Here is a 25750-nt window from a genome sequence, read left to right as displayed (position 1 = left end):
TTTATGTTGAACCTTTTGATTGGCGCAATCCTCCGACTTAATCTTGCCGCCACATTCGGAGCGTCCGAAATTGTTGTGGCGGCGTTGCGATTTTGCGGTAAAGTTTCCTCATGACACCTCCGCTTTTCTCCGAGGGCTGCGACTGTTGCAGCGAAATCACCCGCAGGACATTTCTCAAAACCACCGTGAGCGGGCTGGCGGTCGCGGCCACCGGAGCGCTCCCGGCATTGGCGGCCGAACGCCTTCAAACAATCGTAGTCAGAAAACCGCAAGCGGAAACATTGGTCGCCACGTTGTACAAAAGCCTGACCGAAGAGCAACGGAAGGTGGTGGTTTTTCCTTTCGATCATCCGTTGCGTTCCAAGGTCGATAACAACTGGCACATCACGGACAAGGCGGTTGCTCAATTTTTCAACGCCGATCAACAGGCCATGATCCGCGAAATCTTCCTGGACCTGCACAGTCCCGAATACGCGGCGAAGGTCATGCAGCAGGTGGAGCACGACGCCGGCAGGGAAGGGTTTGGCGGCTCTTCGATTGCGCTGTTTGGCGAGCCGGGCAAGGGCAAGTTCGAGTTCGTCCTGACCGGACGTCACGTCACGCGGCGTTGCGACGGCGATTCGGTGGAAGGCGCGGCGTTTGGCGGCCCGATTTTTTACGGGCACGCGGCGCAGGGTTTCAACGAGAAGCCGAATCATCCGGGAAACATTTATTGGTATCAGGCGTTGCGCGCGAATGAAGTTTTCAAAATGCTCGACGGCAAACAGCGGGAGATGGCGCTGCTGGGCGACGCGCGCGAGGAGACGGGCACGGACACCGTCAAGCTCACCGGCAGGAAAGCCGGTTTGCCCGGCATTCCGCTCAGCGCGTTGTCCCGCGACCAGAAGGCGGAAGTTCGCAAAGTCATGGCTGACGTGCTCGCGCCGTTCCGCAAAGCCGACGCGGACGAGGCGCTGAAGCTGGTCGAGGCAAACGGATTTGATAACCTGCATATGTCGTTCTACAAGAACCAGGACATCGGCAACGACGGCGTGTGGGACGTGTGGCAGATCGAAGGCCCGGCGATGATTTGGTATTTCCGCGGCGAACCGCACGTCCACACCTGGGTGCACATTCGTCAGCAAGCCTGAAGCTGGAATGATGCGATTGAACTGAGAGCGGCACGACCCTGGGTCGGCGGCACCGGCCAAACTCAATTCTCATCCCAACGGTGCTGAACAGAGTACGCAACGATTGTGCACGGTGGCCGGCCCACACAAGCCAACCTTTTGTCGCATATGCGACAAAAGGTTGGCTTGTGTGGTTCATGGTTCCGATGCGCGATTTTGAGATTGTGGAGACTCCCCGAAAAACAAAACGAAAACAGTTTGTTTTTGGCGGCATGTCGGCAATATTTTGCGTGTTCAGTGAGATTACGATTGTCAATCGAGTTCGCAGTTCTCAGCGGTATCATGTTGTGGTTGTCCATGGCGGAAGGCGCGCAGGCAACGCAGCCTGACGCTGTTGGCGTCGAGTTTTTCGAGAAGAAGATTCGTCCGTTGCTGGTGGACCACTGCTACAAGTGCCACAGCGCAGAGAGTGAAAAAATCAAAGGCGGTTTGCGGCTCGACACCCGCGACAATTTGCTCAAGGGCGGCGACACCGGCCCGTCCATTGTCCCTGGCGATCCGGAGAAAAGTCTGCTGATCAAGGCCGTGCGATACACGGACAAGGATTTGCAGATGCCGCCCAAGAACAAGAAACTCTCCGCCGAAAAAATCGCCGACCTTGAAGCCTGGGTGAAAATGGGCGCGCCCGATCCACGCGCCGACAAACTCTCAACTCTCAACTCTCAACTCTCAAATCAACAACATTGGGCCTTTCAGCCGGTCAAGCGACCCGCAGTGCCCGTCGTTAAGAACCAGCGCTGGGTGCAGACACCGGTTGATAATTTCATCCTCGCCAAGCTGGAGGCCAAAAACATGTCACCTTCGCGCCAGGCGGACAGACGCACTTTGATCCGACGCGTCACGTTTGATTTGGCGGGCCTGCCGCCGACGCCGCAGGAAGTTGTAGCGTTCGTTGCCGACAAATCGTCCGAAGCCTATTCGAAAGTGGTTGATCGTTTGCTGGCGTCGCCCAGATACGGTGAGCGTTGGGGACGCCACTGGCTCGATGTCGCGCGCTACGCGGACACCAAGGGTTACCTGGCCGGCGACGAGGAGCGGCGCTATCCGTATTCCTACACCTACCGGGATTACGTTATCCGCGCGCTCAATGAAGATCTGCCCTACGACCAATTTCTGATTCAGCAGATTGCGGCTGATCAGTTGGACCTCGGTGAAGACAAGCGTCCGCTCGCCGCGCTCGGTTTTCTGACGTTGGGCCGGCGATTCCTGAACAACCAACCCGACATCATCGACGACCGCATCGACGTCGTGATGCGCGGCACCATGGCGTTGACGGTGGCCTGCGCGCGTTGCCACGATCACAAATTCGATCCGATTCCGACCAAGGATTATTATTCGCTCTATGGAGTTTTCGCCAGCTCCTCCGAGCCGTCGGAGAAACCGTTGCTGGGAAAGAATACGCAACCGCCGGCTTACAATGAATATCTGGCGGAACGAGAAAAACGGGATGACGAACTGAATGATTATCGCGCGACCACGGCGGCCAACGCCCGCGCGCAACTGCGCCAACGCGCCGGTGATTATCTGCTGACGGCTTGGGAAACGGCGCGCATGGCGGACAAGTCGAAGGCTGAGGGGTTGGCGCGCGAACGCAAACTTGACCCCGGAGTGGCGCAACATTGGGTCAGCAGTCTGGAAAACTGGAGGAAGCAACATCATCCGATTTTTGCCCCGTGGTTTGCCTTTGCGGATTTGTCCGAAAGCGAATTCCCCGCGCGGGCCAAGGAGTTGGCTGCGCGATTTGCCGCCAATGAGGACGCGAGCAAACACATCAACCCGCTCGTAGCAAAAGCGTTTTCCAGCAACGCGCCGACTTCGATGAAGGAAGTGGCGGAACGCTACGGCAAATTACTCGATGAGGCCGACAAGAGCTGGCAGGAGGTATGCGAAGCGAACAAAAAGATCATTGGTCCAGAGGGCCAAACCAAGGGTCCTGCTCCGACGACATTGCCAGAAGCCGACCAGGAAGCGTTGCGACAGGTGCTTTACGCGGACGATGCGCCCGCAAGGATTTCGGACGGTGAGGTGGAGCGATTGTTCGATGTGAAGTCGATCCAGAAAGTGCGCGCGCTCCGCAGAAAACTGGACGAGTTGGAAGCCACGCACCCCGGCGCGCCGCCGCGAGCGATGGCATTGGTGGACAACGCGACGCCCACCGAACCGCATGTCTTCATTCGCGGCAATGCCGGCAATCAAGGCCCGGAAGTGCCGCGCCAGTTTGTGGAAGTCGTCGCTGGCCGCGCTCGCAAGCCGTTTCAAAAAGGAAGCGGCCGCTTGGAACTGGCCCGCGCCATTGCCAGCCGTGACAACCCGCTCACCGCGCGCGTGATCGTGAATCGCATCTGGCTGGAGCATTTCGGCGCGGGTCTGGTGCACACGCCGAGCGATTTCGGGATGCGTTCCGAGCCACCGACCCATCCGGAGTTGCTCGATTACCTCGCGGCGCGCCTCATGGACGAAGGTTGGTCGTTGAAAAAACTGCATCGTTGGATCGTGCTTTCGAGCACGTACCAGCAATGCAGCGACGACAACCCGCGCAACGCCAGTCTTGACCCGGGCAATCAACTGCTCTGGAAGATGAATCGTCGCCGCCTCGACTTTGAGGCGATGCGCGATACCTTGCTCGCCGTGGCCGGGAAACTTGACCTTACTGCGGGCGGGCACTCCGTCGATCTCATCACCGAGCCGTTCAGCACGCGCCGCACGGTCTATGGTTACATCGACCGTCAAAATCTTCCAAACCTTTATCGCACGTTTGACTTTGCGAGTCCCGACACCACGAGTCCGCAGCGTTTTTTCACCACTGTTCCCCAGCAAGCGTTGTTCCTGATGAACAGCCCCTTTGTGGTGCAACTGGCAAAACATCTCGTGGCGCGGCCCGACTTCAAGGCGGCGCACACTGAGGAGCAACGCATCCGCCTGCTGTACGAACTCGCCTTCCAACGCGACCCGACCAATGATGAAATCAAACTCGCGCATCAATTTGCCGAATCGCAAAATGCCGCGCCATCATCATCGACCGGGCACCTAGACGCCTGGCAGAAATACGCGCAAATATTGCTGTTGGCCAACGAACTGATTTATGTGGACTGAGACAGCGGATTGAGTTTCAAGAAACAAATCACGCGGTATGGCTTCGTCAAAATCGAACCGGGAGGCAAGGCGCGTCAAAATCTTCTCGTCAAACTGGCTTGGATCGGTTAGGGTTTCGCTACATTCAATGAGATTATGCAACTGAACAGACGTATCGGCAAAGTATTGGCGGCGCTATGGTTGGCTGCCACCACGGCAGTGCTGGCGCAACCTTTCGCACCCGGTCCTGAAAGACCGCAACCCCCGGTAAGACCGCCGGTCCTGTTGACGCTCCCAACGCAGCCGAGCCGGCCCGTGACTCCCCTCACTGCGACGCCTGCAATCGCCAGCGCGCCGACGCTCGCCGCCAGTTCTTTGGTGTGGGATGCCGACAGCAAGGAATACACTGCGAAACTCGGCGAGCCTACCGCCAATTTGACCTTCAACCTGACGAATGTTTCGCCCTCGGAAGTTGTGATCGACAGCGTTCGCACCTCCTGTGGTTGTACGCTGGCCAAGACGCCGCCGCAGCCCTGGCATCTTGCGCCGGGGACAAACGGAGCCATCGATGTGTCCGTCAACCTCGCGGGCAAATTCGGGACCGTGATCAAGACCGTCACCGTGGCCGGCAATACCGGCGTGAAAACGTTGCTGGTCAAAGTCAACATTCCGACACCGCCGCCGCAACCACCGCAGGTGGCGGGTGCGGTGAACCGGAGCCAGAACATGCGCGCGGCGATGGCCGACCGGCAGGCGGTTTTCAAAGGCGATTGTGCGAAATGCCATGTTGAGCCGACTGTCGCCAAGATGGGCAAGGAACTTTATCAGGGTGGTTGCGCCATTTGCCACGATGCCGAGCATCGCGCCACGATGGTGCCGGATCTGCACGTGCCCAAAGTACCCACGACGCCGGCTTATTGGGCGCAATGGGTCACCGAAGGTAAAGCCGGCACACTGATGCCCGCGTTTGCCCAAGAACACGGCGGTCCATTGAACAAGGAACAGATCACTTCATTGGTCCATTATTTGTCCACCGATTTTCCGCACACCAACGCGGTGCCGGTTGCGACGCCAGTTCCCGTGCGGGCAGGGTCGTAAGAGGTGATTGCGGCAACCAAGTGTCGCCGATGTGGTTGATCACCCGTACGGATTGAACGGCTTGAGATTCCACTCGTCGATCAGTTCTTTGGGGATTTCGCCGAGAAAACGCGAGGGTTGTTGCATCAGGTCACCGGTGCTGCTTCGCATTGCCCGCATCAGCGGATAGCTCAGATAAAGTTCGTTGCGCGCCCGCGTGATGGCGACGTAAAAAAGCCGGCGCTCCTCCTCTTCTCCTTCCAGATTCTCCAGCGAACGCGCGGATGGAAACAGTCCTTCACAAAGCATGATGATGAAGACCACGTCGAACTCCAGCCCCTTGGCCTGGTGAATCGTGGAGAGGCGGATTTTTTCATGGTCGTTGTCCGCCGGTTGATTGTCTTCGGCTTCCACGTTCGTCAGCAAGGCGAGCTGGGTCAGAAAATCTTCCAACGACTCGAACTGCCGCGCGAACGTGGCCAGTTGTTCCAGGTCTTCCAGGCGGTTGCGAAAGTTGGCGTAGGTTTCCTGCAAGTAATCCTCGTAGCCTGCTTCGAGAACGACGTTGATCATGTCGGCGGTTTTGCCTCGGATAGGCTCGGCTTCCAGTTGAGCGATGGTGGCAACGAATTGCGCCCAGGCCACGGCAGCTTTCTTCGGGACGCCGGTGGCGCAAGCTTGCATGGCATCGGCCAACGGATGATCGCTCTTCAGCTTTGAATTTTGAATTTTGAATTTTGAACTGAACTCGTTCCAGAGTTTGTCCGCTCCTTTTCGTCCAATGCCGGGCAACAGTTGAACCAGCCGCTTGAAACTCAGTTCGTCGCGCGGATTGGCAACCAGTTTCAGATACGCGGCCACGTCCTTGACGTGCGCCTGTTCGAAGAAGCGGATGCCGCTGGTGATGCTGAACGGGATGTTGCGCCGCGTCAGTTCCAGTTGCAGTTCCAGCGCGTGGAAGTGGGAACGGTACAGCACCGCCATCTGGTTCGGGTTAATGCCTTCTTCACGAAGTTCCAATACGCGCTGGGCCACGAAAGCGGCCTGCTCCGCTGCTTCGACGCAAGTCACGAGCACTGGTTTCATCCCGGATTTGCGGACGGGCGCGAGGTGCTTGGCGAATTGTTTGAGGTTGCGCGCTATGGCGGCGTTCGCGACGTCGAGGATTTCTGGAGTGCTGCGGTAATTGGTTTCGATTTTGTAAGTTTTGGTTTCCGGATGGCGTTCGGAAAACTTCAGGATGTTTTGGAAATTCGCGCCGCGCCAGGCGTAGATGCTTTGCGCATCGTCGCCGACCACCATGATGTTGTGATGCCGCCCGGCGAGCAAGTCGATGAGGTCGCCTTGAAGCTGGTTTGTGTCCTGATATTCGTCCACCAGGACGAACTGAAACCGACGCTGGTAATGTTCGCGCACTTCGGCGTGGTCTTGCAGCAGCTTGAGCCAGAGCGAAAGCAAATCGTCGAAATCCATCGCGTTGGTGGCGCGTTTGCGGGCGGCGTATCGCCGTTGCACGTCCTCGATCTGGGGCGCCAGCGTGGCGAAGTAATCATATTGTTTATCCAAGATGTCCGGGATGGATTCGTGTGTGTTGAGCGCCAGCGAAAAAATATCGCCCAGCACTTCTCCTTTCGGAAAACGCGCGGCCTTCACGTCGATTTCCGCCTCACCCACGCAGGCATCGATCAAATCCTTGGCGTCCTCGCGGTCCATGATCGTGAAATCGCGTTGGTAACCCATCAGGTCCGCGTGCGCCCGGAGGATGCGGTTGCCGATGGAATGAAACGTCCCGCCCCACAACGCCGGCATTTCCTTCCCCAACAAATCCGCCACGCGACGCATCATCTCGCGAGCGGCCTTATTGGTGAACGTAAGCAACAGGATGCGGTCGGCGGGGATGCCTTGTTCGAGCAGGAAGGCGACGCGATAGGTCAGGGTGCGGGTCTTGCCCGAACCCGCACCCGCGATGACGAGCGCTGGACCCGGCGGCGCGGTCACGGCCGCGAGCTGTTGCGGGTTGAGTTCCTTGGCATAATCAATCTGCAAATGGACGGGCGAACGGAAGGATTGCAGCACATAATCGCGCGACATGTGAAAAGGGTAACAGGACGAATCGGCAAACCTCAAACAGGTTTTAAGTCTTCGCCGGATTCGTCGGTTCGAGTTTCACCAGCACCTGTTCGCGGGCAACCGCGTCGATCAATACCGTCAAAGCCCTTTCATACTCCTGCCTTTCATCTTCAAACCACCAACCGATCAACGGCAACGCCGTCAAGCTCATCCACATCCATGGATTCGTCCCGGCAAACATCGCGATGAGTGCCAGCACGCCGGAAGTCGCAATCCCAAAGACGAGCTTCGCCGGCAATGACCAGAGGCCGCGAACGCGACAACGCAGGGTTCGTTTATGCTGTTCCAATTCTTCTCCGACCGTCGTAAGTCTCAAGCGGGTCCAGAGGTTGGTGGGTATTTCCACGTCGTAGGTGGTCCAGCCGGTGTCGGTCTTGAAACTCCAACCGGCCTGCTCCAGTTTCGACAAGATGCCGTCAAGGAAGCGGTAACGGTCCACGTCGCCCTTCGACCAATACACGGTGGTTTCCGGCGTTTCCCAGGCCCGGGCTGGCTGAGTCGGTTGAATCGGCACGGGCTTCTGTCCCGAGAGAAGATTGAAGCTCCACTTGAAGCGTGCCCACCCTCGAACCACGGGCTGGAGGAAGAACAAGAGCGCCACCAGGGGGCGGGACCAAAGCCGCCGTTTTTGTCTGGGCAATTTCGCCTGTCCGGCGGCCAATGCGCAGGCGCCGATCGAAAGTCCCAGGCTGACGCCCGCCAGCGGCAGGAACGCGTCAAAATAAATCGCCAGGAGCAAGAGCGGGAGGTTGAGGAAAACCTGGTAGCCAAGCGAAGTGCAAAACAAGAGCGGTTGCACCGGGTCCGGCGCATAGAGGCGTTGGAAAAAGCCGCTCCCGAAAACGCCGTGATAGATTACCGCGCCGCGCAGGAGCAGACCAGAATACGACGGCGCGTAGATGCGCCCCCGCCAGATGCCGCCGCCCAACGAATTGAAGTGTTCCGGATGTTTGCGAATGAGGAGCGCCTCGGCTTCACCGTAACCCGTTTGTTGTTTGAGATAGGCTTTTACCGTGGAACGGCGGTAGTGCCAGACAAACCCGGCGGCGCTGAATCCGATTTTGAAATTGCTGTCCTGCAAACGCCAGCAGACGTCCACGTCGTCCCCGGCCTTTCGGAATTGGGGATCAAACATTCCGATCTGTTCCAGGGCCCATTTGTAAAAAGCCATGTTGCATCCCGGTATGTGCTCGGCTTCGCGATCGGTCAACATGACGTGCGCCGGCCCGCCCGGTGACACCACGACGGCGGCGGCCACATACGAGTCTTCCGGCGGCAGAAAGTTGTGACCACCAATTCCCACGAAATCGCCGCGCAATAAATCGTTGACCAGATAATAAAGCCAGTCTTCATCGGCGCGACAATCGTCATCGGTGAAAGCCACAAGCTCCCCGGTGGCCGCCTGGATGGCGGTGTTGCGCGCCGCGGAGAGACCCTGGTTGGTTTGCCGGATGTAGCGGACCGAAGGGAACGCAGCCGCAATGTCCGGCGTCCGATCCGTCGAACCGTCGTCCACGAGAATGACTTCGTAGTCCGGGTAATTCAGCCGGGTGAGTGAGGCGAGACAATTCTGCAGCGTGCGGGCGCCATTGAAGGTGGCCACGACGACCGAAACCTTGACCGTTCGCGCCGACGGATAATGCGGTGCGAGGTGATACTGACGCTGGACGGCATGAAAGGATTCCTTGGGCTGTCGCTCGCGCGTGGTGACACCGAACCCCCAATCTTCAATCTGCAGGCCGCCGCGAAACCAATCGTCAGTGAAGCTGAATACGACGGTGCCGGCCAGACCCGCGCGGAAAGCCAGTTCAATCTGCCAGTTCAGGAAGTCGCATTTTGCGGTTTCGCCTTCCCGGATGGAATCCATCCCAAACTCTCCCAGGAGCAGCGGCTTGGCGCCAGCAAGAGTTTGCAGTCTCGCAAGGTAACCCTCAAAAGGTTTTCGCTCGTGCAGATAGAGATTGAAACAAACGAAGTCGATGTTCTCCGACCGCAAAAATTCCGTCGGCGGAAACGAGGTGAAAGTGCATAGACAGCCGGGGTCAACTGCTTTCGCCTCGTCAACCAGTTCATCGATGAATTTCTCCACGCGAGCCACGCCGCTCCAACGCACAATCTCGGCAGAGATCTCGTTCACGACGCTGTAAGCCAAGACGGCCGGATGACCTTTGGAGACGCTCACCGCCTGGCGAACCGTCTGGCGAGCCTCTTCCTGGGAGCGTTCCAAATCGAGAAAGCAGAGGTGCTTCGGCCAGGGAATGTCGATCAGAATTTTGAGTCCGTGTTCCGCTGCCAGATCGAGAAACCAGATGGGCGGCACGTAATAGACGCGGAGAAAGTTGGCGCCGAGTTCGTTGATCAGCTTGAAGTCGCGCGCGGTCTGCTGCGGAGTCGCAAACATTTCCCCATTCGCGTTTGGCGCAAAAGGCCCATAGGTGATTCCTTTCGCGTGGAATTTGCGAGGGCCGAGACGAAAGAATTTTCCGTCCACGCTCACTCTCGCCGAGGTATCAGTTGAACCGGACATTCAAATTCCCCAATTCACGGCCGCGACGGCGGCGACCCGTCCTACTGCTTTTCCGCGCGCTCAAGAGCGCGGGAGAGGCGTCGTTCCGATCTTTTCTGCAACTCCCTTTTCACGCTCACGCCATACTTCCAAACCAAATTTTGGAGGTCAGGGGTTTTCAAATCCACCAGCAGGCTGGTGCGTTGCAGGTCGTCCACCAGGCTCTTGTCGCTCAAGTCGGGGAGTTGTTGGATCAGCAACTGGTAGAGCCGTTCGGATGCTTTTGCTTCGCCCCGATCGTGAAGCAGTAGGAAATCTTCGCGCATTTCAACATGCGCCGACTGATTGGCCATAAGCTGCCTGAGCACCATCACGCAGGAAAAAACCAGCACGGCCAGAAAGCAGAGCAGATACTGATTTCGGCGAAGGAATCGCATGGCGGTTGTTTACGCCAAAGCCTCCTGCGCGGCAAATCTTTTTGAAGCGTTGGAAACTTTCACTCAATTCTGATTTGCGCGGCCGGGATTTTGTGATAAATAGTATGCGTTGTTTGTTTCACGCAAGAAGCTCGTTGTATCGGGTGTAAGCAGGAATTGATAAGTAATAAGGAGAGAGCTGCAAAAGCACACTGTGTTTATGAGAACATTATCAAGGAAGGCTCGGTTTGGTTCTTCGCGCAGGCGCTTTGCATTCACATTGATTGAACTCCTGGTGGTCATCGCCATCATTGCCCTTCTGGCGGCGTTGCTGCTGCCGGCGCTGGCCAGCGCAAAGCGAAAAGCCTACGCGATCAATTGCATGTCGAACCTCAAACAGGTCGGGATCGCGCTGCAACTTTACGTCGATGACAGCCAGCAAAAACTGCCCGGCCCGGTTTGGGCGGGAGCGCGGGCCAGCTACGACAAGAATTCAGGCGATGAACTGATCTATTACATCGCGACGTACCTCGGCGAGCCGGTGCCGTCCGGCAAGACCGTCATCGCCAAGACCTTTGTCTGTCCGGGCTACGCGCATTTTGCACCGGATGCGAGTTCCCTGATGGGCCGGAAGATTTATCTTCTCAATGATGATCTCGATCCGAACCCGCTGAACCGGGTGCCGCCGTTTGGCTATCCGGAAGTGGGCGGTGCTCCGGCCATTCCGCCTGTGAGATACTCGGACTTGGACACCTACGTAGGGCCGTCCCAGATATTCGCAATCACGGACGTGGATCAGGCCGTGCCGAGTTTGAATCCCTCCGTGACCTGGTGGACCGACTTGCCAAACAAACCGGTGCATGGTGCCGTGCGCAACAAGCTGTTCTTCGACTGGCACGTGCAAGCGGTGAAGTGGTAGCCCGGACTTTCCGCAGTTTAAGTTTCTTAGACTCGTATGTTTCACAAGCCACGATTCTCTTTCAAGGCATTAGCGATTGCCGCACTCATTTGGTATTGTGCCAATGAACTCCCCGGAGGAACGCTCACCGGGACGTTCGCTGACATCGCGGCTGGAGCGGACATCAATCTCAGTGCCGCCGGGCCGTTGGACTGGGTGCACTGGGGCCTTTACACCGAAACCAGCCTGGATCGAAAGACGGGGGTGACGCCGCTGATCAGCGACTTCACGGCTCTCTACCCGACCAACGAGACCAATGCTTTTGTCTTTGTTTATCAATTCGGTGATAATGCCAACGGCTATAGTTGGAGTGATGGCACGCCCACGACCAGTGTTACAAACACAACCACCGGAGTCTGGGCTTATGGAACACCTCAAATTGGCACCGGATTTGAAATCACTGTCCCGGCTGATACAAACATCCGTACCTTGAAGGTGTATGTCGGAGCCTACGCGGCCAAGGGTCAATTTGAAGCCAGTCTGAGCGATGGAAGCGCCACGGCCTACAGCAATTCGTCATTGAGCAATGTTCGCAGTGGTCAGAGCGCAGTTTACGCCATCGAGTATGCCGCCAATTCAGCCGGCCAGACCCTGACCATCAGATGGAAGCTCAATACTTTCTTCGATCCGTCCGGCAACGTGACCCTGCAGTCGGCTGCTCTGACTGCGGTGGGGGCCAATAACCCGCCGATTGTCTCCATCACCAGTCCGACGAACAATGCCACTTACACTGCGGGAGCCAACATCACCATCAACGCGGATGCCTCCGATTTGGATGGATCAGTGACCAAGGTTGAATTCTACGACGGGGCCAACAAATTGGGCGAAGACATGACCGGTAGTCCTTACAGCTTTACGTGGAACAACGTTCCAGCCGGCTATCATGTGTTGACGGCTGTGGCCACGGACAATCAAGCAGACTTTTCGTATTCCCAACCCGTGGAAATATTTGTGAACACCTCGGGCGGCTCTCTTTCGGGAAGCAACGCCGTGCCGCCAGGCGCTGTGAATCTGACGTCTGAAGGCACAGCGGACTGGTCCCATTGGGGATTGGTCGCTTCCAACAGTTTTGATCACAAGAGCGTGGTGACGCAAAAAATCAGCGACTTCACCGTGTTGGGCACAAATGCTGCGCAGCAATATTCCAATAACTACACTGTCTTTTCCTGGAGCGACGGAACCCCCACTGCCAGCGCAACGGACACACCGACGGGAGTCTTCATCACGGGAGTTGGGAATGGGTTCAAAATCATAGCACCTGCCGATACGACACCCCGTCGATTGAAGATTTATGCGGGATTGTATGGAGCAAAGGGTAATTTTCAGGCTTATTTGAGCGACTTCAGTGCGCAAGCCTACACTGACACCTCGGTGAGTAATGTTTATGGCGATAACTATGTGGTTTACACGCTGGATTACTCGGCTGCTTCATCTGGTCAAAGTCTCATCGTCCAATACCGGTCGTTGTTTCTTTACGATCAAGATTTTGGCAACGTCACCTTGCAGTCGGCCACGCTCCAAGGTGGCGCGTCAGACGCCCTGCCTGTTACCATCACTAATCCAATGAAAACCGGGAGTGACTTTGTATTCTCCTTCCTGACCCAGTCCGGTCACAACTACATTGTCGAGTACGCCGATGCCTTGCCGGCGTCCACTTGGGGAACCGTTACGAACTTGCCGGGCACCGGCGCGACGGTCAGTGTAACGAACCTAAACGTTGGTTCTGGGCAAAGATTCTATCGCGTGCAAACACAGTGAACTCAGGGAGACGTGCCGGGCGCTCAACGCGCGCGCGCTTGTTCCTTTGGCCGGCCCATGTTAAACCGACCGCAGACAGCACATGCATAATTACCTGCGGCTTCTCCAATATGCGCGGCGACAGCGGGCCTCTTTGATCCGGATTTTCGTCCTCACGCTCTCGGCGGCCGCCCTCGCCGCCGTGCAACCCTGGCCGATGAAACTGCTCATCGACCATGTGCTGGGGACAACTCCTTTGCCAGTCGTTCTGGAAAATGGCTTTCACACATTAAATCTCAGTCCCACGCCTACGGTTCTGTTGGTGGTGATCGTCGTTGGCGGGCTTGCCTTGTTCGCTTTGAACTGCGCGGTGGACGCGGCGCTCACCTGGGCCTGGATCGCCGCGGGCCGCCGCATGGTGTACGACCTGGCCGAAGACCTCTTTGCGCGACTTCAACGCCGCTCACTGGTTTTCCACAAGCGCACGGCGGTGGGAGATCACATGAGCCGCGTCACCGTGGACAGTTGGTGTGTGTATCAAGTCGTCGATACGCTCCTGTTCGCTCCCGCCCATGCAGTCCTCACGATGGCGGCGATGATTTTCCTCATGGCGCAACTGGATGTAACGCTCACGTTCCTGGCGTTGGCAACCGCGCCGTTCATGGTCGGAGTTTCGTTCCTTGTCGGAAAACCATTGCGGGCCGCCGCCAGATTGAAACGGGAGATTGAGAGCCGCATTCAGGCGCACATCCAGCAGACCTTGACCGGCATTCCGGTGGTGCAGGCCTTCGCCCAGGAGGAACGGGAGAGTTCCCGCTTTCAGAGATTTGCTGATGCGGCCATCCGGTCACAACAGCGCAGCGCGTTGATCGGCAGCGTCAACAGTCTGAGTTCCGGCCTCATCACCACGCTGGGCACGGGTGTGATTCTCTGGGTTGGCGCGCGCCATGTGCTCGGCGGAACGCTCAGCCTCGGCAGCATTCTGGTATTTCTTGTTTATCTGAATTCTTTACAGACCCAGATGAAAGTGTTCGCCAATCTTTATACGACGCTCCAGGGCTTGAGCGCGAGCGCGCAGCGCGTCGTGGAGGTGCTCGACACAGCGCCCGAAGTGTCTGAAACGCCGGACGCCGAGCCGCTGGCGCCCGTGCGCGGACGGGTGCAATTGGAAAACGTGACCGCCGGCTACGAGCCGGGCCGGCCCGTGCTCAAAAACATTTCGCTCGACGTGCCAGCCGGGCAAACCCTTGCCATCGTCGGGGCGACTGGCGCGGGCAAGACGACTTTGGTGAACCTGGTACCGCGTTTCGACGATCCGTGGGAAGGACGGGTGTTGATTGATGGTCACGACGTGCGCAACGTCAGGCTCAAGAGCTTGCGCGACCAGGTTGGCATCGTGTTGCAGGAGCCATTTCTGTTTCCAATTTCAGTCGCCGAGAACATTGCCTACGGACGTCCTGGCGCAACCCGCGCGGAGATTGAAGCGGCTGCGCGCGCCGCCAATGCCCACGAATTCATCGCCGCTCTGCCGCAAGGCTATGACACGGTGCTCGGCGAGCGCGGCACCACGCTGTCCGGCGGCGAACGGCAGCGCCTGGCGATTGCCCGCGCTTTATTGAAGGACCCGCCCATTCTGATTCTGGACGAGCCGACCAGCGCGCTCGACTCGGAGACGGAGCGGTTGATCATCGGAGCGTTACGGCGCTTGATGAATGGCCGCACCACTTTCCTCATCGCGCATCGACTTTCGACCGTGCGATTCGCGGATCGTATTGCCGTGATCGGGCAGGGTCACATTGTAGAGAGCGGGACGCATGGTGAATTGCTCGCGCAGCAGGGCCACTACGCGCATCTCCACCAAATTCAAAACGAAGCCGGAGCGCCAATCGCAGCCGTGGCGCTGGAATCATGACTCACAACATCTCCAATGCTGATCTGACGCTGCTGCGCTTGTGCCGCTGGGCGATGGGTTATGCGCTGCGCCGTTGGACACCGCTGGTAGCGGTAATCGGCAGTCTGCTCCTCAAAGTTGGTCTGGATGTGCTCAAACCGTGGCCGATGGTTTTCCTCATCGACTATGTGCTACAGGGGAAAGTGATGCCGCCAGGATTGGCTGGTTTTGTTGAGTCGCTGCCTGGTGCTGCGACACCGTTCAATCTGATTGGCTGGAGCGTCGCTGCCACCGTCTTGATTTTTCTGTTGAGTTGGGCGGTCGGTCTGGCAACGGCCTACGGCAACATCAGCCTCGGCCAGCGGATGACTTATGATTTGGCCGGTGATTTGTTCGCCAAGCTTCAGCAACTCTCGCTTCACTTTCACGCGCGGAAATCGGTTGGCGACAACATCCGTCGCGTCACCTCCGATTGCGCCTGCGCCTCGATCATCGTCAAAGACGCGTTGCTGCCGGTGGCGTCATCCATCGTCAGCCTTGCGGCCATGTTTTGGATTCTCTGGCACATCGATGCCACGCTCGCGTTGCTGTCGCTGGCGGTTGCGCCTTGCATGATGTTTGTGTTCCATCGCTACGCCAGCCCGATGATGGACCTCAGCTATAAGCAACAGGAAGTGGAGGGCAAAATGTATGAAGTGGTCGAGCAAACGTTCGCTGCCATTCCGGTCGTGCAGGCATTCGGCCGTGAAGAATACGATGACCAGCGCTTCGCGCAGACCACCCGCGATACGATCGCCGCGACACTCACACTGACGAGCGTGCAGATGCAGTTCAAGATTTTGATCGGTCTGGCTACTGCGTTGGGAACGGCAGGGATTTTGTGGTTCGGGACGCAGCACGCTCTGGCTGGACAACTGAGCGTGGGAGCGATCATTGCCTTCCTGTCTTATCTCGGTTCTCTATACGCGCCGTTGGAATCAATCATGTACACCAGTTCGACTATTCAGGGTGCGGCCGGCAGTGCGCGGCGCGTTTGGGAAGTGCTGCAAACTGAAACCAGAGTCGCCGATAAACCGGGGGCCACGCCGCTCAGCGCGCCGCGCGGCCATCTGCAGATGGAAAACGTCACTTTCGGCTACGAGCCTGGGCGCCCTGTGCTGCGGAACATTTCGCTCGACGTGCTTCCCGGCCAGACGCTGGCACTCGTCGGCGCAACGGGCGCAGGCAAGAGTAGTCTGGTCAGCCTGATTCCGCGGTTCTTTGATCCGTGGGAGGGGCGGGTACTGGTGGACGGACATGATGTGCGTGATGTCCAGTTGAAAAGCTTGCGGAGTCAGGTCGCCCTTGTTTTGCAGGAGCCATTTTTGTTTCCGATGACGGTGGCTGAGAACATTGCTTATGGATGCCCGCACGCCAGCTTTGAGCAGATCGAAGCCGCCGCCCAGGCCGCGAATGCACATGAGTTCATCCTGCGATTGCCCGATGGTTACAACACGGTCGTTGGCGAACGTGGTGGCACGTTGTCCGGCGGCGAGCGGCAACGCCTCTCGATCGCGCGGGCGTTGCTCAAGAACGCGCCCATCCTGATCCTCGACGAGCCGACGAGCGCGCTTGACGTTGAGACTGAACGCAGCTTGCTGGAGGCGCTGGAGCGGTTGACCCGCAATCGCACCACGTTTATCATCGCGCATCGGCTCTCTACGGTGCGGCGCGCGGATCACATCGTGGCATTGAAGGATGGACAGATCACGGAAAGCGGGACGCACGCGGAATTGATCACCCGCGGCGGCGTGTATGCGCGGTTTCACGAGCTTCAATCAGGCAACCAGTGACAGCGGATAACCGATGAGCGAACCACAACCCATCACGACCGGTTGGACACACGGCCCGCTGCCCCCAAATGTTCGCCTCGGGCTCAATTCCCTTGTCACCGCCGATTACGCGTTCAAACGTTTCCTGAGCAAACAGGATCCAGCGCTCGTCGTCGGCGCGCATTGCACGATGGATGGTGTCCACTTTGCCATCGGGCGCGAAGGCCGCGTCAGCATTGGGGATTATTGCTACTTCACCAACGCGGTGTTGCTCTGTGAATTGGAGTTGCGGATCGGCAACTACGTCGTCATCGGTTGGAACACGACGTTGGCCGACACGGATTTTCATCCGCTTGCGCCCGCCGAACGCGTGGCGGACGCCATCGCTTGTTCCCCTCTCGGCAAGGGACGGCCACGGCCAGCAATTGCCAAAAAGCCGGTAATCATCGGTGACGACGTGTGGATCGGACCAAACGCCACGATCCTCAAAGGCGTGAACATCGGCGCGGGAGCTTTCATCGAAGCCGGTTCGCTCATCACCCGCGACGTGCCGCCGGGTGCCCGCGTCCTGGGCAACCCGGCGCAAATCATCGGCCAAAACACTTGAACGCTGACCGCACATTGCCGTGGGATTGGTTTCCGGGGCGAGTCCCCGAAAACGTGTCCGTGGACGCCGAGGCTTACCTGGAGACGACTTACAGTTTCCAACTCTGCCGCAGTGCGGCGAGCGACGCCGTTCGCATCGGGCGCGGGGCATCCATTTACCTTGGCGTCATGTTCGACCTCGGTCCGCGGGCGCGAGTGAGCGTCGGCGAGTTCACGCTCATGAACGGCGCACGCATCATTTGCGACTCGGAAATATCCATCGGCGACTATTGCCTCATCTCCTGGAATGTTGTGTTAATGGACACGAGACGGCTGCCGCTCGAAACGGAAGCGAGGCGACGAGAATTGGAACGCGTGCACACCCGGAAACCACGCCATGCGGTCAACTATGCTCCCACCCAACCGATCCGCATCGGCAACAAAGTTTGGGTCGGATTTGATTCCTGCATTCTGCCGGGCGTGACAATCGGCGAAGGCGCCGTGGTGGGGGCGCGTTCGGTAGTGACGACCGACGTGCCGCCTTTCACGGTTGTCGCGGGTAATCCGGCCCGGGTCATTCGCCAACTCGATCCCGATTCGCCCACCAGCACTTCAACGACTTAATTTTTCACGATCCGATGCCCACTACCACTCCACGCAAAGGCAAAATCATAGTATTCGGCATCTTGTTCTGGTATCCGCTGGCGGGCGTGGCCTACCAGTTTCTCCATTACCTGATCGGCCTGCGCAAACTGGGCTACGATGTTTACTACGTCGAGGATTCGGGCCGCTGGATTTACGACCCGGTCCTCAACGAGTTCAGTCCCGACGTGACCGGTAATCTGAAAATGGTCCTGCCCTACCTCGAAGTGCATGGATTTGCGGGTCGTTGGGCGTTTCGCGGAAAATATCCTGACGGCAAATGTTACGGCATGACGGAAGCGCAAATCCTCCAGCTTTATCGCGAAGCCGACGCATTCCTCAATGTCACCGGCGCGCAGGAAATCCGCGACGAACATCGCGTCATCAAACGCCGCATCTACGTGGAGTCCGACCCGTTCGCATCCCAGGTCAAGGTCGCGAAAGGCGATCAGGGAATGATTGACATGCTGGCCGCGCATGACACGCACTTCAGCTTTGGCGAAAACCTCGGCGCGCCGGATTGCGACACGCCAATCGAGAAATTCAAGTGGCTGCCGACGCGCCAGCCGGTGGCGATTGAACTTTGGAACGCGGGCGGTCCAACGGGCGGGTCGGCTTACACCACGATCACAACGTGGCACAACAAGGGCAAGAATCTGGAATGGCGCGGTGACACGTGGCATTGGACGAAGGATCGCGAGTTCGAAAAGTTTCTGGACTTGCCGCGACGCCGTCCTTCGCAATCTTTTGAACTGGCGACCAGCGTGGGCGAGGACGTGCAAAAGCTTTTGCGCGACCACGGCTGGCGGCAGACCGGCTCGGTGGAGATTTCACGTGACGCTGATCTCTACCGGCAATACATCCAGCAATCGCGCGGTGAATTCACGGTGGCGCGTGATCAGTATGTCCGCCCAAACACCGGATGGTTCAGTGATCGCACCGCATGTTATCTTGCCGCGGGTCGGCCCGTAATCACGCAAGAAACCGGCTTCAGCAAGTTCCTGCCGAGTGGTAAAGGTTTGTTTGGTTTCAAAACGATGGACGATATTCTCGCCGCCGTGGATGCCGTTGAAAGCGACTACGAGGGCAACTGCCGTGCCGCCGCCGAAATCGCGACGGAATATTTCGCCGCGGAGAAGGTGTTGGACAGCCTGATGAAGCGCGCCGGGTTGTGAGAAGGAACTGATGGAACTCGCCTCTTTGAAATTATTGCACTGCCCTTTCTGCGGCGGCCAATTGAAGCTGGAGCAAAGCGCCGCACTGGAGATGGTGCAAGGCAGGTTGCAGACGGGCCTGCTCGGCTGCGCGTGCTGCGCTTATCCGGTCGTGGCCGGCATTCCTTACCTGCGGACCGGGCAGACGGCACGGGCGGCGCTCGGTTTGTTGGACGTCGGCAAGGCGGATGAGGCGCTCTTCACACTGCTTGGCTTGGAAGGGCGGCGACGGGAACAATTTGAAGCCTTGCGTCGCGACACGAGGTCGTTCACCTGCCAGCAGGCGCTGGAAATTCTCAGCCCCAATCCCGAGGGCAACTATTTCCTCTACCGTTTTTCCGACCCGACTTTTCTGGTGAGTGAAAGTCTGTTGTACGCGCTCAGCCAGGACACGCGCTGCACCGAGGGACGAATGCTCGATTTGTGCGGCGGGGCCGGTCATCTCACCCGCACGCTGTGCAACCTCGCTCCAGACGGCGAAGTCTGGCTGGCTGACCTGGAGTTCTGGAAGCTCTGGCTGGCAAAGCAGTTTGTCGCTCCAGAATGCCGCGCGATTTGTTGCGATGCCGCCCTGCCGCTGCCATTCGCGCGCAGAAGTTTTTCGCTCATCGTCTGCGCGGACGCGCTCCATTACGTCTGGCCGCGCCGGCTGGCGGCTGGCGAAATGACCCGGCTCGTCGGTCGCGAGGGCGCGATCGTGGTCACTGCTTTGCACAACGCGCTTTGTGAAAACGCCTCCGCCGGATCGCCGCTCGAACCGGCGGACTGGCGAGGTCTTTTCGAGGAAATTCCCGCGCGGCTTTTCGCGGAGAGTGCCGTGCTCAACGCGATTCTGGCCGATCGTCCGATTGCGCTGTCACTGGATCATGCCGATGCCGAGCTGGCTACTGAGCCGACGCTAATCGCCATTGCGAGCGAGTTGGAAGGTTTGTTTCGTGACTACCAATTGCCGGGCGACTATCCGTTCGTACGGCGGCCGGTGTTGAACCCGCTTTATCGGCGCGCGGACAACGGCTCGGCGAATTCCTGGACGCTCCAGTTCCCTTCACCGGAATACGCGGAAGAATTCGCCGCCTGCCGGCGCTACCTGCCCGAACGACTGACGTTGACGGAGTCGCAGGTGAAGGGCTTGAACGGCAGTGGCGTTGGAGAAGAATTGCGTGAATTGGCCCGGCGCCGCGTGGTGCTCGATCTGCCGGAGAATTATCTCTAACTGCTCATGACCATTATTTTTGCAGGCACCATTGGTCGTTCCGGCCTCGGCGGGCAGGCGTGGGCCGGCCTGCAATACCTCCTCGGATTGCGCGCGCTCGGACACGACGTGGTTTATCTCGAAGATTGCGGCAAGTCCTCGTGGGTTTACATCTGGGAAAAGGAGGATTGGACGCACGAACTCGATTATCCCGCTGCCTACGTGCGTGCCTGTCTCGAACCGTTCGGTTTCGGTGACCGCTGGATTTATCGCGACAACTACCGCTCGGTCGGCATGCCGCTCGATCAGTTCCAGGAAATCTGTTCCCGCGCTGATCTGCTCATCATGCGGGCCGCTCCGTTTTGGAACTGGCGCAAGGAATACGAGCTGCCGCGGCGCCGCGCGTTCATTGATGTTGACCCGGGCTTCACGCAAATCGCCATCGCCAATGGTGACGCAGGATTGGCCGAAGGCATTGCGCATGTGGAACGTCGGTTCACATACGCGCAACGCCTCGGCGCACCAGACTGCGCGATCCCAAACGACGGCGGCCCGTGGTTGAAAACGCTTCCGCCTGTTTACCTGCCCGAGTGGCCGGTGGTGGACACGTCGGCGACGCATTTCACCTCGGTCATGCGTTGGCAGGGATTCAAGGAAGTCGCGCATCGAGGAGTCAGCTACGGCCAGCGCGACAAGGAATTCCCGCGCTATTTCGATTTGCCAAAACGCACGGCGCAAAAGTTTTGCATCGCGCAAATGGGCATCAAGCCGGAAACGCTCACAAGTCACGGCTGGGAAACCGTTCACGGCGAAATCGTTTCGCGCACGCCGCAATCGTATCGCGAGTTCATTCAGCAATCGCGTGGCGAATTCAGCGTGCCGAAGAACGGTTACGTCGCCATGCGCGGCGGCTGGTTCAGCGACCGCAGTGTGTGCTACCTTGCCAGCGGGCGGCCGGTGTTGATCGAGGACACGGGATTGGCCGACTGGTTGCCCGTGGGCGAGGGGCTGCTGACGTTCACGGATCCGGATGCCGCGCTGCGCTGTATCGAGACGACCAACGCCGATTACGAAAAGCACCGCCGCGCCGCGCGTCGCTTGGCGGAGGAATTATTCGCGACGGAAAAAATCTTGCCGCAGTTGCTGGACGCGGCCATGAACTGAACATGCGCATCGCCCAAATCTCCACGCTGTCAGCTCCGGTCCGCCAGGAAACCGGGGGCAGCGTCGAGTCGTTGATCTGGCTGCTGACGCGTGAACTCACGCGACTCGGCCACGAAGTCACCGTCTTCGGCATCGCGGGTTCAGAGGCGGATGGCGAAGTGGTGGTCACGATGCCTGGTCCTTACGCGCAAAAAGGAGCGCTGGAGGACTGGCATCTGTGCGAATGGGTGAATCTCTGCAAGGCCGTTGAACAATCGGATCGCTTCGACGTGCTGCACAGTCATGCGTATCTCTGGGGGATTCCGCTGCAACCATTCGCGCGCGCGCCGATGGTGCACACCACGCACATCGTGCCGGATGATGATTCGGCGAAGCTTTGGTGCGCCGCGCCGCAGTCGTGCGTGACGGCGATTTCGCGTCATCAATGGAGCGCATTTCCTGCGCTCAAGCCGTCGGCAATAATTCCGCACGGCGTGGATACGGCGCAGTTCACCTTGCGTGAACAACCGGAGGACTACGTGTGCTACCTAGGTCGTTTTGTTTCAGGCAAAGGCCCGTTGCTGGCCATCGAAGCCGCGCGGAAACTCGGGTTACGCCTCGTGATGGCTGGGCCGTCAAATCCCTACTTCCGCGAAAACATTCAGCCGCTCGTGGACGGCAAGAACGTGGACTATGTCGGCTATGTGACCGGCAAGGAACGCGATTGTTTGCTCGGTGGCGCACGGGCTTTGCTCTACCCGATTCAATACCCCGAAGCCTTCGGTTTGGTGCTCGTGGAAGCGATGCTTTGCGGCACGCCGGTCGCCGCCATGAAACTCGGTGCCGTGCCGGAAATTGTGGAGGAAGGTGTCTCGGGCTGCATGGCCGCGACGAGGGAGGAATTCGTTTCGGTGATTCCGAATTGCCTCGCGCTCGACCGGAGGAGAATTCATGACCGGGCGATGCATGGTTTCTCGGCGGAACGCATGGCGCGCGAATACGTGGCGCTTTACGCGCAGTTGGCGGCGAAGAAAAAGTCATGAACGTTCTGATCATCGCGCCTCACCCGGACGACGAAGTCATCGGCTGCGGCGGCGCTGTCTGTCTGCATGTGCGCCAGGGCAATCGCGTGTCAGCCGTGTTTTTGACTTCGGGTGAACTCGGCCTCAAACGTTTGCCGCGGGAAGAAGCCTGGAGAATCCGCGAAGCCGAGGCGCGTAAAGCGGCGAAAATGCTGGGGCTGGAAGAACTGTTTTTTTTGCGCCAGCCGGACTGGATGTTGGGCGAGCATCTCGTCAAAGTTGCGGCGGCGCTGCGTCTGGTGTTGGAACAGGAGAAGCCAAAACTCATCTACCTGCCACATCCCCAAGATGGACATCCCGATCACCAAGCCGCGCTCCCGGTGCTGAAGGTCGCGTTAAAACGCTGTCGCATTTCAAAACCGGAGTTGCGCGCTTACGAAGTCTGGACGCCACTCGCGGAATTTGACCAAGTGGAAGACATCACAGCGGTCATGCCGCGCAAGCTGCGCGCTTTGAGGGCGCATCGCTCGCAGTTGAATGAGTTCGATTACGAACGGGCCGTGATCGGACTGAACCAGTTTCGCGGTGCGCTGGCGGGCCGCTGCCGTTACGCGGAAGTGTTTCAGTCGATTCAGTTGAAGGCAACGTGATGGACCGCCCGTTGCGCATCGCGTTCTTTGTCGGCAGTTTTCCCGTCATTTCGGAGACCTTCATCTTGCGGCAGATCACCGGGTTGCTCGATCTCGGTCACGAGGTTGAAATCTTCGCGGACACTCGTGCGCCGAACGACACACCCGCGCAACCCGAGGTCGCAAGCCACCGCTTGTTGGAGCGAACGACCTTCATGGACCTGCCGCCTGAGTGCGCTCCCTGGGAGTTGCCGGTCTGGCCGTTGACGGGCAGGATCTGGATTCCGGGCGCGAGCACTTCGGTTCACAACTCAGTTCGCGCTGCACGCGCTCTCTGGCCGCTGTTGGGCTGCCTGGCGCGCAAACCCGGACTCGCCCTTCAAACGCTGCGCTGGTCGGAATACGGTTTTCAGGCCGCGAGTCTTTCGATCTTGTATCGCCTGGCGAAACTTTTGGGGAAGCGCGGCCCTTACGACGTGCTGCACGCCCACTTCGGGCCGAATGGCAACAGCTTTCGTTTCGCGCGTGAACTCTGGCGCGCGCCGTTCGTGGTGAGCTTTCATGGCTATGACTTCACCACGTTTCCGCGTAAACAGGGCGTGGGTGTGTATGAAAAACTTTTTGGCACCGCCGATGCCGTGACGGTAAACAGCGAGTTCACGCACAATCGGGTGGCGCAACTCGGTTGTCCGCTTTCCAAATTGAAACTGCTGCCAGTCGGGTTGGATCTCGCAGCATTTCCGTTTTCCGAACGCACGCGCCGCCCGAATGAGCCCGTGCGGTTGCTCACGGTCGCGCGGCTCGTCGAGATCAAAGGGCACGAGTTCGCGTTGCGAGCCGTCGCCAAGGTCCGCGAGCGCCATCCTGAATTACGCTACGACATCGTCGGTGAAGGCGCGTTGCGCAACAAGCTGGAGCAGCTCATCGCCGAGCTTGGGTTGAGGAACGTGGTGATAATGCACGGTGCGCGCGACGGCGCGTTCATTCGCGACCTCCTGCGCGAGGCTCATCTCGCGTTGCTCGGCAGCGTTAGCGTCGAAGGCGATCAAGAGGGTCAAGGTTTGTTTATGCAAGAAGCCCAAGCCTGCGGTCTGCCGGTCATCGCGACTCAACACGGCGCGTTGCCGGAAGGAATGTTGCCGGGCAAGTCCGGATTCCTCGTGCCGGAGCGCGACGTCGTCGCAATGGCGGAGCGGATCGAATTTCTCGTTGCGCATCCGGAAGTCTGGCCAGAAATGGGCCGGGCGGGCCGGGCGTTTGTCGGGGCACGCTACGACATTCTTCAGTTGAACCGACAGCTCGTCGAACTTTATGAGCGCGTGGTTGAGTCGTTTCGATCCAATCGCCAGTGAGTTTCCTCCGTTAATGAATTGCCACTGAATTCATGTTGGAATAAATTCAACTCCAATGCCAAGCAGTCGTCCCAACACAATTCCGACCGTCATCCATCTGATTCGCCAATTCAACCCTAAGTCAATTTTGGATGTCGGCGTGGGTTTCGGCAAATGGGGCCACCTGTTTCGGGAATACACCGACATCAACGAAGCTGAGAAAGATCCCGCGCGATACCAGCGCCGAAATTGGCGCGTGCGGATTGATGGTATTGAAGGGCATGCCGATTATCTGACGCCGATGCACCGCTATCTCTATAACAACATTTTTGTGGGCGACGCGCGCGCGCTGATGAAAAAACTTCCTCCATACGACCTCGTGTTCATTGGCGATGTGATCGAACACTTCACAAAGCCAGCAGGGTTCCAGTTGTTACGCGCGGCGCTGAAGAAAGCCCGGAAGGCCGTCATCGTCACTACACCGAAATACGAAACCTGGCAGGAGGATTTGTGCGGCAATGAACTAGAGCGACATCGCAGCTTATGGGCAGCGAAGGATTTTCATCAATTCGACAATGCAACGGTGAAAGTAATCGACCGTGCGACGTTACTGGCAGTGATCGTGAAAGCCAGCGTGCCGGTGCCAGTCTGTACGCCACCGATGCCGATGAACCAAACCAACACCCGTCGCTTGCAAAAATGCCGCGAGGCATTGGTCCGACTGATTCCAACCTCGGTGCCGTTCATACTTGTGGATGACGAGCAACTGCGCACAGAATTGCCACACACACGCTTGATTCCTTTTCTGGAAAAAAACGGAAACTATTGGGGTCCACCAGAAGATGATGCGATTGCGATCCGCGAGCTGGAGCGATTGCGCAAGTCCGGCGCGCAATACATTGCTTTTGCCTGGCCGGCGTTTTGGTGGCTTGAGCACTACACCGGGTTTCAGAAACATTTGTGCGAAAGATGTTGCCGCGTCGTGAAAGAGGACTGGCTCGTGGTTTTCACGTTGCAAAATTGAAGTGTGAATCGACTGTGACAGGTCTGTTGTTACGTCGAATTGCTGATCGATCGGTGGATAACGGCGCGTTTTTGAATCAATGACCTCAGCCGCGGTTTAATTACACTACAAAGGGGCGGTCATGGTTATGTTGTTTTTTGTTATTGGTCTGGCGGTTTTCTGTTTTTTATTTTCGGCTCGGCGCCGGCGGCGCTGAGCCAG

The 25750-nt window shown here is 58.2% G+C and carries 19 protein-coding genes; 16 read left to right on the top strand and 3 right to left on the bottom strand.

Features of this window, described 5'->3' with window-relative positions:
* Window positions 1–110: 110 nt before the first annotated feature.
* The 3 genes from HY298_27060 to HY298_27050 all read left to right on the top strand — a co-directional run bounded on the left by HY298_27060 (window position 111) and on the right by HY298_27050 (window position 5339).
* Window positions 111–1130: a DUF3500 domain-containing protein gene (locus HY298_27060; protein ID MBI3853902.1), complete on the top strand. Its 1020-nt coding sequence runs from the start codon at window positions 111–113 to the stop codon at window positions 1128–1130.
* Between the two features lie 321 nt (window positions 1131–1451).
* Window positions 1452–4262, top strand: a complete 2811-nt coding sequence (locus tag HY298_27055; GenBank protein MBI3853901.1) for a PSD1 domain-containing protein — start codon at window positions 1452–1454, stop codon at window positions 4260–4262.
* A gap of 135 nt (window positions 4263–4397) precedes the next feature.
* Entirely contained in the window at window positions 4398–5339 is a 942-nt protein-coding gene (locus HY298_27050) for a DUF1573 domain-containing protein (GenBank protein ID MBI3853900.1), read from the top strand.
* Between the two features lie 39 nt (window positions 5340–5378).
* Here the strand turns inward: HY298_27050 and HY298_27045 are convergent, their stop codons facing one another.
* From HY298_27045 to HY298_27035, 3 genes are read right to left on the bottom strand one after another with little or no spacing between them, the layout of a single operon-like run.
* Window positions 5379–7409 carry an ATP-dependent helicase gene (locus HY298_27045; GenBank protein ID MBI3853899.1) on the bottom strand — a complete coding sequence of 677 codons (2031 nt, stop codon included), beginning with the start codon at window positions 7407–7409 and terminating at the stop codon, window positions 5379–5381.
* A 43-nt stretch (window positions 7410–7452) separates the two neighbouring features.
* Window positions 7453–9975, bottom strand: a complete 2523-nt coding sequence (locus tag HY298_27040) for a glycosyltransferase (GenBank protein ID MBI3853898.1) — start codon at window positions 9973–9975, stop codon at window positions 7453–7455.
* Between the two features lie 41 nt (window positions 9976–10016).
* Window positions 10017–10391, bottom strand: a complete 375-nt coding sequence (locus HY298_27035; protein MBI3853897.1) for a hypothetical protein — start codon at window positions 10389–10391, stop codon at window positions 10017–10019.
* 259 nt (window positions 10392–10650) lie between these two features.
* Here HY298_27035 and HY298_27030 point away from each other — a divergent pair, with 259 nt between their 5' ends.
* From HY298_27030 to HY298_26970, 13 genes are all read left to right on the top strand, one after another.
* Entirely contained in the window at window positions 10651–11289 is a 639-nt protein-coding gene (locus HY298_27030) for a Type II secretory pathway pseudopilin PulG-like protein (GenBank protein MBI3853896.1), read from the top strand.
* Between the two features lie 36 nt (window positions 11290–11325).
* A complete protein-coding gene (locus HY298_27025) occupies window positions 11326–13086 on the top strand; it encodes an Ig-like domain-containing protein (protein MBI3853895.1) in 1761 nt (586 codons plus the stop codon).
* An 82-nt stretch (window positions 13087–13168) separates the two neighbouring features.
* The gene (locus HY298_27020; protein ID MBI3853894.1) at window positions 13169–14977 is read left to right on the top strand and encodes an ABC transporter ATP-binding protein; all 1809 of its coding nucleotides are present in this window, start codon (window positions 13169–13171) and stop codon (window positions 14975–14977) included.
* 53 nt (window positions 14978–15030) lie between these two features.
* Complete coding sequence (locus HY298_27015; protein MBI3853893.1) at window positions 15031–16788, top strand: ABC transporter ATP-binding protein; 1758 nt, start codon at window positions 15031–15033, stop codon at window positions 16786–16788.
* Between the two features lie 169 nt (window positions 16789–16957).
* Entirely contained in the window at window positions 16958–17374 is a 417-nt protein-coding gene (locus tag HY298_27010; protein ID MBI3853892.1) for an acyltransferase, read from the top strand.
* A 167-nt stretch (window positions 17375–17541) separates the two neighbouring features.
* Window positions 17542–17976, top strand: a complete 435-nt coding sequence (locus tag HY298_27005) for an acyltransferase (protein ID MBI3853891.1) — start codon at window positions 17542–17544, stop codon at window positions 17974–17976.
* Window positions 17977–17990: 14 nt separating this feature from the next.
* Window positions 17991–19169 carry a hypothetical protein gene (locus HY298_27000; GenBank protein ID MBI3853890.1) on the top strand — a complete coding sequence of 393 codons (1179 nt, stop codon included), beginning with the start codon at window positions 17991–17993 and terminating at the stop codon, window positions 19167–19169.
* 10 nt (window positions 19170–19179) lie between these two features.
* Window positions 19180–20421 (top strand): class I SAM-dependent methyltransferase, encoded by a 1242-nt coding sequence (locus HY298_26995; GenBank protein ID MBI3853889.1) that lies wholly within the window; start codon window positions 19180–19182, stop codon window positions 20419–20421.
* 6 nt (window positions 20422–20427) lie between these two features.
* Window positions 20428–21564 carry a glycosyltransferase family 1 protein gene (locus HY298_26990; protein ID MBI3853888.1) on the top strand — a complete coding sequence of 379 codons (1137 nt, stop codon included), beginning with the start codon at window positions 20428–20430 and terminating at the stop codon, window positions 21562–21564.
* A gap of 2 nt (window positions 21565–21566) precedes the next feature.
* Window positions 21567–22586, top strand: coding sequence for a glycosyltransferase family 4 protein (locus HY298_26985; protein MBI3853887.1), 1020 nt, complete (start codon window positions 21567–21569; stop codon window positions 22584–22586).
* The gene (locus HY298_26980; protein ID MBI3853886.1) at window positions 22583–23215 is read left to right on the top strand and encodes a PIG-L family deacetylase; all 633 of its coding nucleotides are present in this window, start codon (window positions 22583–22585) and stop codon (window positions 23213–23215) included. The genes HY298_26985 and HY298_26980 overlap by 4 nt, the downstream gene beginning before the upstream one ends.
* A complete protein-coding gene (locus HY298_26975; GenBank protein ID MBI3853885.1) occupies window positions 23215–24546 on the top strand; it encodes a glycosyltransferase in 1332 nt (443 codons plus the stop codon). The genes HY298_26980 and HY298_26975 overlap by 1 nt, the downstream gene beginning before the upstream one ends.
* 55 nt (window positions 24547–24601) lie before the next feature.
* Window positions 24602–25549 (top strand): class I SAM-dependent methyltransferase, encoded by a 948-nt coding sequence (locus tag HY298_26970; protein MBI3853884.1) that lies wholly within the window; start codon window positions 24602–24604, stop codon window positions 25547–25549.
* Window positions 25550–25750: the final 201 nt, after the last annotated feature.

Source organism: Verrucomicrobiota bacterium (genome assembly GCA_016200005.1).
Classification (GTDB): domain Bacteria; phylum Verrucomicrobiota; class Verrucomicrobiia; order Limisphaerales; family PALSA-1396; genus PALSA-1396.
The sequence above is the reverse complement of the archived record's forward strand: the minus strand, read 5'-3'. Positions and strand labels throughout refer to the sequence as shown.